Genomic DNA, 14,054 nt, shown 5'->3' with positions numbered 1-14,054 from the left:
CCGCCGCCGCTCAGGCGGATCAGTTGGAGCGTTATCTCGACTCCCAGTTGTCGGCCGGTCGCTACTGGACCGCCAAGCAACTCGAGACCGCGGGCGAGCTGGGCATGACCCGTGCCGAGCTTCGCAAGGCCATCGCCAGGCTGGAGGTGTCCGGTCGCGTGATCTCGGCGCCGATGCCGAAGGAGCACCGCCACGGTCAGCGCAAGACCTTCCTATGCCCGAGCCAACGCGCTGATTCGCTCGTTCAGCCCGGCGCGTTATCCCCTGAAGGTCTCGACAATGCCCCCTCCAAGGCGCCAACGACACTCGCTTCCTAATAACGCGCCGCCCTGTAGGGAAAGAAAGAACGGCGCGTTAAGGCGCGTCCGTTTCTTTCCCCTGTTGCCTCAACGCGCGGGCGAGGCTTGGCGCGTTGCGGCGCGTTAAGGCGGAGAAACTGAGTTCGATGCGCTGCTGGGTCAGGCAGGCTGTATGCCAAAAAGATTGTCAAGCTATGCGCTTCCAAGTTGCGAGTTGAGTTGGCTGCAGGTCTGAGCAGCTTTGCCAAAAGAACCCTGACAATCCAATTTCGTTTGTGGGTAGCTTTGTGGGTGAAGCACAGAAGAGAACTCCTTTTATCCTTTAAATTCAGTGCTTTGTCTGTCTTAAATGGTGGAGGCGGCGGGAATCGAACCCGCGTCCGCAAGCCCTCCGCCGTTGGTACTACATGCTTAGCCCGTTCTATTGTTTTTAGCCTTCCACCGCCCGAAGGGCAGGGCGATTGGTCAGCGATCCCGAATTAGGTTTTAGCGATCCCGGTCCAGGCCCCCGGTATCGCGATCCTGTGTGATGTTACCCCACGAATCCGCCGCCCACAGGCAAGTGACGGTGTGAGGCCCACTGGGTTTAAGCAGCGAGAGCGTAGTTGTCGTCGTTGGCAACTATAGATTTGCGGTTGGATTTACGAGGTCGCCCGCACCTCGGCATGCACCTCGGGTTTTGTGACCCACGTCGAAGCCATGTCGCCCCCAAGTACAGAAGATGGACAACCTATCACTGCAGGGGTTCCGTTGCAATGGCGAGCATACAACCGGGCCGACCACAATGCGGCCAGCCGGGTTGCTCAGGGGCTTCCCCGAGTCAGTCTGTCAGAGCCTTTAGTTGGCTGCGGTGTTGAAGGTCTCGACCCTTTGGACCTCGACGATCTGAACTTGATCGGTCTTGGCCACCTCTCTTTCGGAGACGACTAGGGCAGTCTGAGTGCCACCGATCAACAGCGCGACGATTGCAAGTGGTGCTAACATTCTGAACCTCCTAATGGTTCTTGATACAACTCAAGCTTTAGTATGAGTATATAAGCAAATTCTAATTCGTCAAGCGCATTGCGCTGCTTTTTGATGCCGGTCAGGCATTTTATGGTGGGGCTTGCAAAAGTGTCATCAGCCCTCTTGATCCGGCTTCCTCCACCATCGACGCTTCACGCTCAGGTATGCTCATGGCGACCAAAACCATCCCCAAAGTCGGGTTCATCAGCCTCGGCTGCCCTAAGGCGACGGTCGATTCCGAGCGCATCCTGACGCGCTTGCGGACCGATGGCTATGCGATCGCCGCCGATTACGCCGAAGCTGATCTCGTGGTCGTCAACACCTGTGGCTTTATCGACGCGGCGATCGAGGAGTCGCTGGAGGCGATCGGCGAGGCGCTGGATGAGCATGGGCGAGTGGTGGTGACAGGCTGTCTGGGCACGCGTGCTGAGATGATCCTTGAGACCCATCCGGAGGTCTTGGCAGTGACCGGGCCGCATGCGGAGGATGCGGTTCTGGAGGCCGTGCAAGCCCATCTGCCGCCGCCCGAGCATCACCCATTCATTGATTTGGTTCCGCCTCAAGGCGTTAAGCTGACGCCAGATCACTTTGCCTATCTGAAGATTAGCGAGGGCTGCAACCATCGCTGCAGCTTCTGCATCATCCCGAGTTTGCGCGGCAACTTGGTCAGCCGCCCGATCGGCAGCGTTCTGGATGAAGCGCAGCGCTTGGTCGAGGCCGGTGTACGCGAGCTCTTGGTGATCTCACAAGACACCAGTGCCTACGGGATTGATCTGAAGTATCGGGCCGAGTTCTGGAACGGCGTGCGATTGACGACCGATATCGAGACCCTGGCACGCACCCTCGGCGAGCACCAGGCTTGGGTCAGATTGCACTATCTGTACCCTTATCCACAGGTGGACCAGCTGATCCCCTTGATGGCCGATGAGCTGATCCTGCCCTATCTGGACATGCCACTGCAGCATGGGAGCCCGTCGGTATTGAAGGCGATGCGACGACCGGCGGCGACGGAGAAGGTGCTTGATCGACTCGCTGAATGGCGCCGCATCTGCCCGGAGCTGGTGCTGCGCAGCACCTTCATCGTTGGCTTTCCCGGCGAAACCGATGCCGATTTCGAACAATTACTCACCTTCTTGCGCGAGGCCCAACTGGACCGGGTTGGCTGTTTTAGTTATTCAGCGGTGGCGGGTGCGGCGGCTAATACGCTGCCCGATCCGGTTCCCGAGGCGCAGAAGGAGGAGCGGCGCCAGCGCTTGATGGCGCTGCAGTCCGAGATCAGTTGCGAGAAGCTGGCTCGACGCGTTGGCAAGCGCGAGATCGTGCTCGTCGATGAGGTCGAGGAAGAGCAGGTGATCGCGCGCAGCTACGCGGATGCGCCGGAGATCGATGGTACGGTGATCATTGACGGCGCTTGGGAATTGGAGCCGGGCAACTTCATTGAGGTCGAGATCACTGCCAGCAGTGAGCACGACCTGTTCGCTGAGCCGGTCACCTAAGCGTCCTTGTTTGCCCAGCTGTTTGCCAGCGCAGACCGGTCTTGTCAGTGGAGCAATGGGCGGGTGGCGCTCATGGTGATTCGAGGATGATTCGACGGGCTCTGCTGGCGGTGTGCATCGGGACCGCCACTCTGCTGTTGGCCGCTGGGATGCTGGCGCTGCATGCGCTGCCTGGTGGTCCGCCGCTGGATCTTTCCATCGAGACCTCGGCATTGGTGCTCGACCGCAACGGTCAGCTCCTGCGTGCGTTTACGGTGGATGATGGCCGCTGGCGGTTACCGGTGAGCCTGGACGAGGTTGATCCGCTGTATCTACAGCTATTGCTCGGCTACGAGGATCGGCGCTTCTGGCAGCATGCGGGCTTGGATACGCGAGCTTTGCTCCGGGCCGGCTGGCAGGCGCTGCGGCATGGGCGCATCGTCTCAGGAGGGTCAACGCTGAGCATGCAGGTCGTGCGGCTGCGGTTGGGACTCGAGACCGGCTCAGTGCGCGATAAATGGCGCCAGATCGGTGCTGCCTTGGCGCTTGAGCGCGTCGCGGAGAAGGCGCAGGTGCTCGAGGCCTATCTGAACCTGGCCCCGTTCGGTGGCAATCTCGAAGGTGTGCGTGCGGCCTCGCTGGCCTGGCTTGGTCGCGAGCCGCGACGGCTCACGCCGGCTCAGGCAGCGTTGCTCGTGGCCTTGCCGCAAGCGCCGGAGCAACGCCGTCCGGATCGCTATCCAGACGCAGCACGGCGTGGCCGTGATCAGGTCTTGGCACGGGCTGAAGCGTTGGGTCTGCTCGATGCGGAGACTGCGGCTGCGGCAAGGCGCGAGCCGATCCCAACTCAGCGCCGCGCGTTTCCGATGCTGGCACCGCATCTGGCGCGCCGCGCGCAGCGGCTGTCGCCAACCGTTGGCGTACATCGGCTCACCTTGGATGCAGGCTTGCAAGCACGTCTGCAAACGCTGGCCGCTGAGCAGGCAGAGCAACTGCCAGATGCGGTCTCGGTCGCGATCTTGGTGGCCGATCATGGCAGCGGGGAGATCTTGGCTAGCGTCGGCTCGGCCGGGCTGCTGGAACGCGAGCGCGATGGTTTTGTCGACATGACCCGCGCTTTGCGCTCGCCAGGGTCGACGCTCAAACCGTTGATCTATGGGCTGGCGTTCGAGCTGGGTCTAGCGCACCCGGAGAGCCTGATCGAGGATCGCCCACGCGCCTTCGGGGGCTATGTACCAGAGAATTTTGACCGCGGCTTTCAAGGCACGGTGACCGTTCGAGCAGCGCTGCAACAGTCACTAAATGTACCCGCGGTGACGCTGTTGGAACGGGTAGGGCCGGCGCGGCTGCTAGCGCGATTGCGGCGGGCTGGCGCCACGCCGCACCTGCCGGAGGCAGCGGCTGGGGCAGGGCTGGCGATTGGTCTGGGTGGGCTGGGTCTTAGCTTGACCGATCTGGTGAGCCTTTATGCGGCGATTGCTCGCGGTGGCGATCCAGTGGCGCTGCGCGATGGGTTGCGGCGGCCGACGGGTGCTGATCGCTCGACGGGCTCCAAGGGCCCTCCCGGCATGAACGCACGGGTGAGCGCTCAGACTCAGCACAACCCGCTGTTGGCGCCGCACGCAGCCTGGTATCTCTCCTCGATCTTGTCCGGGGCGGAGCGCCTTGATCAGCTCGGTAGCGCGATCGCGCTGAAGACGGGAACTTCCTATGGCTATCGAGATGCTTGGGCGCTCGGCTTTGATGGCAAGCAAGTGATCGGCGTCTGGACCGGGCGGCCGGATGGCGCTGCGGTGCCGGGCCTGACCGGGACTCAGGCAGCGGTGCCGATCTTGCGCGATGCTTTCGCGCGTCTCGAGTCGCGGGTGCCGCTGCCGGGTCCGCCGTCTGCTGTGCTGATGGCCTCGAGTGCCGAGTTGCCACTGCCGCTGCGTCGCGTTAACGGCAATGCCCCAGGCGCAGCGGATGATCAGCTCGAGATCGCCTTTCCGCCGGATGGCGCGGTGGTCGATCTTGGGCTCGGACTGGGCAGCGGGATAGCGCTGGCGCTGAAGGTGCGCAATGGCTCCCCGCCGTTTCAGTGGCTGGCGAATGGCAAGCCGATCGCCCAAGCGCCCTATGCGCGCAGTGTTCACTGGCGCCCAGGGGGGCCAGGCTTCATAACCATTGCCGTGATCGACGGACAGGGTCAGTCCAGCCGCGTCAACGTCAACGTGCAATGACGATGGACGAATACCTGGTTGACCGCCGTGAGCACGTCCGGCGCTTGCTGAGCGCCTGCATGCTGCCAGCGCTGCGGTATCGCTTTGGGAAGCCAATTGCTGTCTAACTAATGAGCGTCATGCGCATTGGAATCATCGTCTTCCGGCCGCAGCGGCACCCGACAGGCATCGAAGAATCGATAATGCTCAATCGCCTCGAGGATTCCGGCCGCGAAGGGCTGTTCGGCGAAGTAGATGCTCTCGGTATCGGTGAGCTGAGAGAGCTCCTCGTGATGCCGGTTGGCGACGACCACGGCGAGGGTGTTGCCGCGCATCATGTCCTCATCGGCACCCGAGCCACCGGCGGTCAGGCAGTGCTCGAGCGGGATGCCGAACTGGTCAGCGACATAACGTAGAGCCAAGCCCTTCGAGGCGCGCGCCGGTACCACGTCGAGGAACTGGCCGAACGAGAGGTTGAGGTGCACGTTCAGGTCGGCCTGATGCAGGATGCTGCCGATCTCGTCCAGGCAGGGGGCGTGCTCGGGGTCGATGTAGAAGCTGACCTTGAACCGGCTCTGCTCCGACTTGGGCTGGCGCTCGATGCCGGGGAGGTCAGCGAGTACGTCCCGGACCCGGCGCGGATACCAGAGGTGGTCGATGTGCCTCGCCCAAGCATCATCGGCGGTCAGCTGGGGGGCGTAGTAGATCTCGGTGCCTAAAGCGGTGATCAGCACGTCGGGGCGGGGGATACCGTAGCGACGCATCACCGCGAGTGCGGAGTCCAGCCGCCGCCCAGTGGCGATGCCAAAGCTGGTGCAGCGATGATTCTCGCGCATGATGCGCAGGAAATCGGCCAAGGAATCTGGATCGCCAAGCAGGTTTTGGTCGAGATCGGTGAAGATGGCGCGATCGTGATAGAGCATCGGCCGCCGGGCGACTGGGGCCATTGGCGGTGGCTCGACCTGCTCGAGTAGCGGCTTGATCGCTGCCATGTAGCTCTCGGCGTGCGCTTCCCAAGAGTAGTGCTCCTTGACCCCAGAGAGACCATTTTTGACCATGGTTCGCCAGCGCGAGGCATCGCTCACCACCTTTAAGAGCGCCTTAGTGATGTCTTGCTTGTCGAGCGGGTCGATCAGAATACCGTTCTTGCAATGGCCGATGATATCGATAGGGCCACCGTCTTCGGTGGCGACGATGGGTAGGCCACTGGCGGCGGCCTCGATCAGCGTCAGACCGAACGGCTCGGTGAGTGCCGGGTTGACGAACACGCCGCGCGAGGCGGCCGCAAGCTGATAAAGGACCGGCACCTCATCGGCCCGATGGTGCTTGGGATAGGCGACCTTGCCATAGAGATCGTGGAGGTCGATCAAGATCAAGATGTCGGTCAGCACCTGCTGGGCGCCGCTGTCGAGATCGCGGATATCGTCGCGGTTGCCGGCGATGATCACCAGGTTGGCGTTGCGCTGCAGCTCCTCGGATTCGCCGAAGGCGTCGACCAGGGTGGCGATATTCTTGCGCTCGTCCGGGCGCGAGAGTGCCAGGATGATCGGCTTCTTCGGGTCACGCAGAAAGCGCGCCAGCTCCTTCTTGATCGGTGCCTTTTGCTCGCTACCGTCTGGTGGATGGAAGCGGGTCAGATCGGTGCCGGGGGCGATCACCGACATGCGCTCGGGCTGATAGTGGTCGTAGAGCCCGTATTGCTCTTGGATCTCCTGGCTGGTGCTGGTGACCACCAGGCTGGCGGCGCCAAGGGTCTCTTCCTCGGCATCGATGCGCCGATCCATCTGATAGCGCTGATCGATGGTCTCCTGCTTGACGCCCGAAGCGAGCAGGCGGCGGCGCTTGACGCGCCCAAGCGAATGCCCAGTATGCACCAGCGGTACACCGAGCTGGTTCGAGACCCGGGTGCCAACATAGCCGGCGTCGGCATAGTGGCTGTGGATCAGGGTTGGCGCGATGTCCTGATCGCGCAAAAAGCTGAGCATATTGTCGGCGAAAGTGTCGAGATAATCCCAAAGCTGCTCTTTGGCCAGATACTCGGCGGGACCGGCCTCAACGCGGATGATGCGCGCATCGGGGCCGATCTCCTCGATCGGCTGCTTGTAGTCTGAGCTGACATGCGAATCATCGACCAGGCGCGTGAACAGGTCGACCCGGTCGACGTCATCACGCTGCGCTAGGGCGCGGGCAAGCTCGACGACGTAGAGCGTTTGTCCACCGGTATCGGCGTCGCGACCGAGCTCGAGCTCCTGGCCACGGATGAGCCCGTGGACGCTGATCAGAACGATGTAGCGGGAGTCTGGTTGTGGTGTCATACGGCTGACTGCTGTGATCGACATTGATGATATTTCAGACCCCGAGAATAGCTGATCCCTGTGCTTGCTGCCCGGCGTGCGCACCTCAAGCTTGTTTGACGACGCAAAACTGACTGTCGACAGCAGCCCGCTTTGTCGTAGAATCCTCGTCCCATGGACCTGAACTTTCTTGAATTTGAACAACCGGTCGCCGAGCTTGAAGCGAAGATCGAAGAGCTTCGGCATCTCGGCGCGACCTTGGGCGCTCGTCATCTTGGCCGCCATGGCCCGGGTGACGAAGACGATGGCATCAATATTGCGGACGAGATCGAGCATCTTGAGACCAAGAGCCGGGCACTGACCGAGCAGATCTTCTCGTCGCTGACCCCCTGGCAGATCTCGCAACTGTCACGGCATCCGCTGCGCCCTTACTTTCTCGACTATGCCGATCGTATCTTCGACGGCTTCCAAGAGCTGCATGGCGATCGGGCCTTTGCCGACGACCGCGCCATCGTCGGTGGCCTGGCTCGGCTCGACGGCCAGTCGGTAATGGTCATCGGCCATCAGAAGGGGCGCGACACCAAGGAGAAGATCCAGCGCAACTTTGGCATGCCGCGACCTGAGGGTTATCGTAAGGCATTGCGCTTGATGCAGATGGCCGAGCGCTTCGAGCTGCCGATCCTCACCTTCATCGACACTCCCGGTGCCTATCCGGGCGTGGGGGCTGAAGAGCGCGGTCAGAGCGAGGCCATTGCTCGCAATCTGCAGGTGATGGCGGGGCTGCGGGTGCCGATCATCGTTACCGTCACCGGCGAAGGTGGCTCCGGTGGCGCCTTGGCCATCGGTGTTGGCGATCGTCTGATCATGCTGCAGTTCAGCACCTACTCGGTGATCTCGCCGGAGGGCTGTGCGTCGATCCTGTGGAAGAGTGCCGAGAAGGCACAACTCGCGGCGGAGGCCATGGCCATCACCTCGGATCGACTCTATGAGCTGGGCCTGGTCGATGCCGTGGTGCCGGAGCCGCGCGGTGGCGCGCATCGCAACGTCGATGACACGGCCTCGTCGCTGAAGATGGTTCTGGTCGATGAGCTGGCGCGGGTCGCCAGTCAGCCGGTCGAGCAGATGATCGAGGCTCGTTACCAGCGCCTGCGCAGCTACGGTCGGTTCAAGAGCTAAGGCGACGCCGCTGGCAATCGGTATCGAGCGACGTCCATCGTTGCGCCTTCGCATGGCCTTCCTTGTCTGACGCTGCTTTTTCCGCTGACCGACTGAGGCCGCTGTTGGCGTCGGCGTTGGCGCAGTCGCCGCAGCCAAGGCGGCTCTGGATCGCCTATAGCGGCGGTTGCGATTCCCACGTGCTCCTGCATGCTTGTGTTGAGCTGCGTGCTGTTCTTGGTGTCGCCCTGACGGCCATCCACGTCGACCACGGCCTCCATCCAGACTCTGATGCTTGGGCCCGCCACTGCCGTCGCGTCTGTGATCAGCTTGGTGTCGATGTCCATGTGCGGCGGGCGCAGATCGAGCGTCGTCCGGGCGAGAGCCTAGAGGCGCTGGCACGCGCGGCGCGTCGACGCCTCTTTGCCGCTTGCCTTGGCCCTGGCGACTGGCTCGCGACCGCGCAGCATCGCGATGATCAGGCCGAGACCCTACTGCTCGCGTTGCTGCGCGGCAGCGGCGTGCACGGATTGGCCGCAATGCCAGCGCGCGTAGCGCTGGGGTCAGGGACCCTGATGCGGCCGCTGCTCGAGTTCTCGCAGGCCGATTTGCGCGTCTATGCCGAGCGGCATCGGCTGCACTGGCTCGAAGATCCGTCGAATCAGGATCTCGGCTTCGATCGCAATCGGCTGCGCCATCAGATCATGCCGGTCTTGCGCCAGCGCTGGCCGGCGGCTGCCACCACCATCGCCCGTTCCGCGGCCCACTGCGCTGAGGCCGCGGCGCTGATCGACAGCATGGCCGATGAGCAACTGCTGACGCTCGCTGGCTCAAGACCCGCGACATTATCGGTGGCGCGGCTGGCGGCGCTGGCACCCGAGCCGGCCCGAGCGGTGCTGCGCCGCTGGCTGGCTCGGCAAGGCTTTCGAGCGCCGAATACGCTGCGCTTGGAATCGATTCTGGGCGGGCTCCTGCGAGCCCGCGTCGATGCTCAACCCCGAGTCGCCTGGGAAGGGTGCGAACTGCGTCGCTACCGCGATGATCTGTTTGCGCTTGCGCCCTTGCCGCCTTATCCCGAGGCTGAGCTGAGCTGGGATGGGCTACAACCGCTGCCGCTGCCGATGGGGTTGGGCACGTTGAGCCTCGAGGCTGATGGTTCGGCACGCTTAGCGGTGTGCTCGGCATCGTGCCAGGCGTTGCCTCAGGCCCTACCCCTGACCCTCCGCTTTGGCGTGCCTGGTTTGCGTTGTCGGCAACCAAATCGGTCCAGTCGGACGCTGAAGCATCTGTTCCAACAGCGCGGTATTCCCGCTTGGCTGCGACCCTATGTGCCGCTGCTGATTGAGCCTCAAGGCGATCTGCTCGCGGTGGCCGGTGTTGCAGGCTGCGGTGGAGACTCTGGTGGTCGTTCAGCGCTTAGTCAGGCGCCTAGCCAGCGGATGCTGCGCCTGTGCTGGGAGGGGCATCCCTGGACGCGTTTCGGTTGGTTTGCAGAGCCAGTGGCGATCAGGGTCGGGTCGAGCCAGGATGCCGACGCATAGCGCATCGCCGTTGGCTTGATCGGCCTTTCCGGCCTTGATTGGCTGTAGTCCGGCGTGTCTAGGTCTTCGCTGTGCTAGCGCTACTTGAGCCCGAGTGCGGCTATACCGATCTGGCGCTGATCATGCGGTCGGATATGCGGCGCTTTGCGGCCTTGGATCTGCTGCTCGAAGGTGCTCGAATTCAAGTATCTGGCCTTCTTCAGGCTTGCATCGGCAGGATGCATTGCTGACACTGACAAGCGTCTCGAACTCGATAGACGAGGAGGGGTCCATCCGAATGAAAGATCATCGTTTATCGCTGCGACATCCCGCGTCGCGGTGGCTTCAACCGGACATCACAGGGAGAACCCCATGACCACGCTTGAATCGATCAAAGAAACCGTCAAGCGCGAATTACCCCTGTGGCTCGAAACCGACCCCGTGTTTCGTCAAGCCATTCTTGATCTGACCGCCAACCTCTACAGCCGGCGCGAAGAGACCAGCGACTGGTTTCACCAAACGCTAGAAGAGATGCGCCGCGAGCGCGAACGCCAGGACGCGCTGTGGCGAGAAAATAACGCACGCCAGGACGCTTTGTGGCGGGAAAATAATGCACGCCAAGACGTCTTGTGGCGAGAAAACAACGAACGCCTTGAGCGGAAGCGCCTAGAGGACCAAAAAAAATGGGACGCCAATCAGGCGGAGCTCCAATCGATGCGCGAAGAGCAAAACCGCAAATGGGAGGCTAACCAGGCGGAACTCAAAGCGATGCGCGAGGAGCAAAACCGCAAATGGGAGGCCAACCAGGCGGAACTCAAAGCGATGCGCGAGGAGCAAAACCGCAAATGGGAGGCTAACCAGGCGGAACTCAAAGCGATGCGCGAGGAGCAAAACCGCAAATGGGAGGCCAATCAGGTGGAGCTCAAAACGATGCGCGAAGAGCAAAATGGCAAGTGGGAAGCCAACCAGGCGGAGCTGAAAGCAATGCGCGAAGAGCAAAATGGCAAGTGGGAAGCCAACCAGGCGGAACTGAAAGCAATGCGCGAAGAGCAAAATGGCAAATGGGAAGAGCAAAACCGCAAGTGGGACGCCAACCAGGCGGAGCTCAAAGTACTCCATGAAGAAAGCCTGGCGTTGGGCAAACGCATCGACCGCGGCATCGGCGCCCTGGGTGCGCGTTGGGGAATGCGCTCGGAGAACGCCTTTCGTTCCGCCCTGGCCGGCATCCTGGAAAAAACCTTTGGTGTTGAGGTGCTCAATGTCAACGAATACGACGACGAGGGTGAAGTCTTTGGTCGTCCTGATCAGATTGAGATCGATGTGATCATCAAAAACGGCCTGCTCATCCTATGCGAGCTCAAGTCCTCCATCGACAAAGCAGGCATGTACAGCTTCGAGCGCAAAGCCCGGTTCTACGAGCGCCGCCATCAGCGCCAGGCCAACCGGCTGATCGTCATCTCGCCCATGATCGACAGCCGCGCCCAAGAGGTCGCCCGGCGTCTGGGGATTGAAACCTACGGCGAACCTGAAGACGTGGCGGACACATAACCGCTCACGGATAGCGCTGGATGCGCTGCAGGCGCGCTTTCAAGATCGGTCCAGGCCGCTGAATCCGCAAGCGCGTTTCGTCTGGAAGGATCACCGTGAGCTTCAGTTGAACCTGGTGCGTGCCCGCGTCAAAGACCGGCAGTGACTGACCGTCGAAGGGATGGCTGGGCTCGGCAGGTGCGTGCAGACTCGCGCGAGGTTCTGGCCGAGCGGCCAGCGTTTGCCATCAAGCTCGATGAGGCTGAAGCGTAGGCGCGACTATAGCGCGACCTTGCGCGCGCGTCATGCATGGTCTGCAGGAGCTGCATGCCCTTTGCCATTGTCGCAATGGCATAGTCATTCGCTTGGGTCGCCGTACAGAATGGGCCTGTAAAAACTGAGTGCTTTGGTGTAGTTCGTCCGCGGATCAGGCGGAACGGCTAAACCCGCTTTAGGTGGAACGACCACCGCTTTAGGTGGAGCGACGCTTGGCTCAGAGCCCGTTTGCGGGCTTCAGTACAGGCTGCTCAACATCTTCGCCCGATAGCGCGACACCAGCTCGCTGCTGCTGTCGAGCAGATCAAAGATCGCCACCATACCTTTGCGCGCAGCATCGTCGCCATATTGGCGGTCGCGCTTCAACAGCGTCAGCAGATGCTCCAGTGCCGCTTCGTTGTTGCCGGCCAGTACCTGATGGGCGGCCAATTGATAGCGCGCCTCGCTGTCGCCGGGATTGGCCTCTAAGGTTGCTTTCAGCGCTTCAGCGGGTGGTGCATCAGCCACCGCCGCACTGAAGGCGAGGCGCCCTCGGAGCGCGGCGAGCTCCGGATCATTTGCCAGATTGAGCGGGGTGCGTTCCAACATCTCTAGCGCGCCCTCGGCATCGCCCTCGATCGCCTTCAACTGCACCTGGGCAACGAAGACCCGGTTATTGTCTGGATCATCACGCTCCGCGCGCTCGATCATGCTCTTGGCTCCAGCCGGATCACCCTCGGCCATCGCCTGCCGCGCTTGGTCCAGTAGCTGATCGGAGGCACGGCTGACATGACGCGAGAGAAACTCTCGGATCTGCCCCTCCGGGAGTGCGCCCATAAACTGGTCGACGGCCTGGCCGTTCTTGAACAGCTGAACGGTTGGCAGGCTGCGGATACCAAACTGCGCGGCGAGTGCTTGCTCAGCCTCGGTATCGACCTTGGCGAGGAAGAATTGGCCTTTAAATTCTTCGGCCAGTCGCGACAAGATCGGCATCAGTTGCCGACAAGGTGCGCACCAGTCGGCCCAGAAGTCGACCAGTACTGGTCGCTCGAACGAGCCCTGGATAACGATTCGCTCGAAGTCGGCAGCAGTGACGGCGGCAATATGGGCAGAGTCGGTCATGATGTCTCTCTCGTTGGTCGGGAGCGCGCTAGGGCTTGGCAGGCTCGGTCGCTCGCTCGGGCGGCGGACTCGGCCGCTCAGGCGTCAGCGTGCAGTCGCGAACGCGAGCGCGCATTGGCACTTTGTCTTGCCATGGAAAATAATTGTCGTCACGGCCTCAATCAAGCAGGAGCCTGCTCGAAGAGACGTCGGTAGGCGCCGGATTGTTGATCGCGGAGCACTGATTCCGGCCCTCTGATCGCTTCCCGGACCTCTGATCACTGAGGCCAAGCATCTCGGAACATCACTGGAGGTATGCCGATGACCACGCCCATTCACGTCGTCTGTCCACATTGCGACGCGGTCAACCGACTCCCGCCCCAGCGTCTTGCAGACGGCGGACGCTGCGGTCAGTGCCATCGCGCCTTGTTCGACGGCCACCCGTTCACCCTGGGTCAGGCGAGCTTTGAGCGTCATGCGGCGCGGAGCGACATCCCACTGGTTGTGGATTTCTGGGCGTCTTGGTGCGGGCCCTGCAAGATGATGGCACCGGCCTTCGAGGCGGCCGCGTCACGGCTTGAGCCACGCGCTCGGCTGGCCAAGGTTAACACCGAAGACGAGCAGGGGCTGGCGATGCGTTTTGGCATCCGCAGCATCCCGACCCTGGCGATCTTCGTCGGTGGTCAAGAGCGCGCGCGGCAAGCCGGGGCCATGGATACCAACGGCATTGTGCGCTGGGTCGAAGCCTATCTATAGTTGAAGCCAATCGATTACCTCGTTCGCGCTACCGAAGCTGCGAGCCTGCAATCGAATCGTCCTTGAGGCTGCGCCCTGGCGAAGTGAGCACCGGCTCTCGGGCCTTGTGCCTCGACCACCAGGCGACATTGGACCGCAATTTTGTGATGCAGTTGCTGCGCTGCAGCACTAAGCATGGACAGCGGCGGAGGGTTTCGCTAACATCCGGCCCGTTTTGTATGGCTGCGGCCTGGCGGCTGTGACGAACGGACGATGCCCCCATTGCGAGGTCGCTTAAGGGGCCTTCGCTTGATTAGGACGCATGCGCCGTTTGCCTGAGTGGGTGCGCGGCTGTCGCCGCCTGCTGACCTTGCTTGGCTGCATTGGCCGCAGCAACAAAGGCCGCCTTGGGCGGCCATCTGATGGTCGGGCATTTCGCTCGGCGGGCAGTATGGATGAGTCTGTATTGCCTCAGGCGCGATTGATG

General features: G+C 62.0%; 10 protein-coding genes and 1 other RNA gene. 7 read left to right on the top strand and 4 right to left on the bottom strand.

The genetic code is table 11. The features are described 5' to 3' along the window. Nucleotides 1-317, top strand: a 317-nt coding sequence (locus VBE63_RS12460; RefSeq protein WP_323683349.1) for a hypothetical protein, incomplete at its 5' end; no start/stop codon positions are given. A 332-nt stretch (nucleotides 318-649) separates the two neighbouring features. On the opposite strand, the gene ssrA is transcribed toward VBE63_RS12460, so the two are convergent. Continuing rightward, nucleotides 650-1,009: a transfer-messenger RNA gene (ssrA, locus tag VBE63_RS12455) on the bottom strand. A gap of 127 nt (nucleotides 1,010-1,136) precedes the next feature. Beyond that, nucleotides 1,137-1,283, bottom strand: coding sequence for a hypothetical protein (locus tag VBE63_RS12450; protein ID WP_323683348.1), 147 nt, complete (start codon nucleotides 1,281-1,283; stop codon nucleotides 1,137-1,139). A gap of 191 nt (nucleotides 1,284-1,474) precedes the next feature. On the opposite strand from VBE63_RS12450, the gene rimO reads away from it, so the two are divergent. Together rimO and pbpC are read left to right on the top strand one after the other, a co-directional pair. Further along, nucleotides 1,475-2,800, top strand: a complete 1,326-nt coding sequence (rimO, locus tag VBE63_RS12445; protein ID WP_323683347.1) for a 30S ribosomal protein S12 methylthiotransferase RimO — start codon at nucleotides 1,475-1,477, stop codon at nucleotides 2,798-2,800. Between the two features lie 86 nt (nucleotides 2,801-2,886). Next, complete coding sequence (gene pbpC, locus VBE63_RS12440; RefSeq protein ID WP_323683346.1) at nucleotides 2,887-5,001, top strand: penicillin-binding protein 1C; 2,115 nt, start codon at nucleotides 2,887-2,889, stop codon at nucleotides 4,999-5,001. A gap of 107 nt (nucleotides 5,002-5,108) precedes the next feature. Here the strand turns inward: pbpC and VBE63_RS12435 are convergent, their stop codons facing one another. Next, complete coding sequence (locus tag VBE63_RS12435; protein WP_323683345.1) at nucleotides 5,109-7,295, bottom strand: HAD family hydrolase; 2,187 nt, start codon at nucleotides 7,293-7,295, stop codon at nucleotides 5,109-5,111. A gap of 153 nt (nucleotides 7,296-7,448) precedes the next feature. Between VBE63_RS12435 and VBE63_RS12430 the strand changes: the two genes are divergently transcribed. The 3 genes from VBE63_RS12430 to VBE63_RS31400 all read left to right on the top strand — a co-directional run bounded on the left by VBE63_RS12430 (nucleotide 7,449) and on the right by VBE63_RS31400 (nucleotide 11,497). Further along, nucleotides 7,449-8,450, top strand: a complete 1,002-nt coding sequence (locus VBE63_RS12430; RefSeq protein ID WP_323683344.1) for an acetyl-CoA carboxylase carboxyltransferase subunit alpha — start codon at nucleotides 7,449-7,451, stop codon at nucleotides 8,448-8,450. Nucleotides 8,451-8,512: 62 nt separating this feature from the next. Continuing rightward, on the top strand, nucleotides 8,513-9,970 hold the full coding sequence (tilS, locus tag VBE63_RS12425) for a tRNA lysidine(34) synthetase TilS (protein ID WP_323683343.1): 1,458 nt from the start codon (nucleotides 8,513-8,515) through the stop codon (nucleotides 9,968-9,970). 351 nt (nucleotides 9,971-10,321) lie between these two features. Next, nucleotides 10,322-11,497, top strand: coding sequence for a DUF3782 domain-containing protein (locus tag VBE63_RS31400; protein WP_416274546.1), 1,176 nt, complete (start codon nucleotides 10,322-10,324; stop codon nucleotides 11,495-11,497). A 492-nt stretch (nucleotides 11,498-11,989) separates the two neighbouring features. On the opposite strand, the gene trxA is transcribed toward VBE63_RS31400, so the two are convergent. Then, nucleotides 11,990-12,853 (bottom strand): thioredoxin, encoded by an 864-nt coding sequence (gene trxA / locus VBE63_RS12415; RefSeq protein WP_323683342.1) that lies wholly within the window; start codon nucleotides 12,851-12,853, stop codon nucleotides 11,990-11,992. Between the two features lie 300 nt (nucleotides 12,854-13,153). Here trxA and trxC point away from each other — a divergent pair, with 300 nt between their 5' ends. Continuing rightward, nucleotides 13,154-13,588 carry a thioredoxin TrxC gene (gene trxC, locus VBE63_RS12410; protein ID WP_323683341.1) on the top strand — a complete coding sequence of 145 codons (435 nt, stop codon included), beginning with the start codon at nucleotides 13,154-13,156 and terminating at the stop codon, nucleotides 13,586-13,588. The last annotated feature ends 466 nt before the right edge of the window (nucleotides 13,589-14,054 follow it).

The organism is Lamprobacter sp. (genome assembly GCF_034860625.1).
Lineage (GTDB): Bacteria > Pseudomonadota > Gammaproteobacteria > Chromatiales > Chromatiaceae > Lamprobacter.
This window is presented reverse-complemented; position numbering and strand designations above follow the sequence as displayed.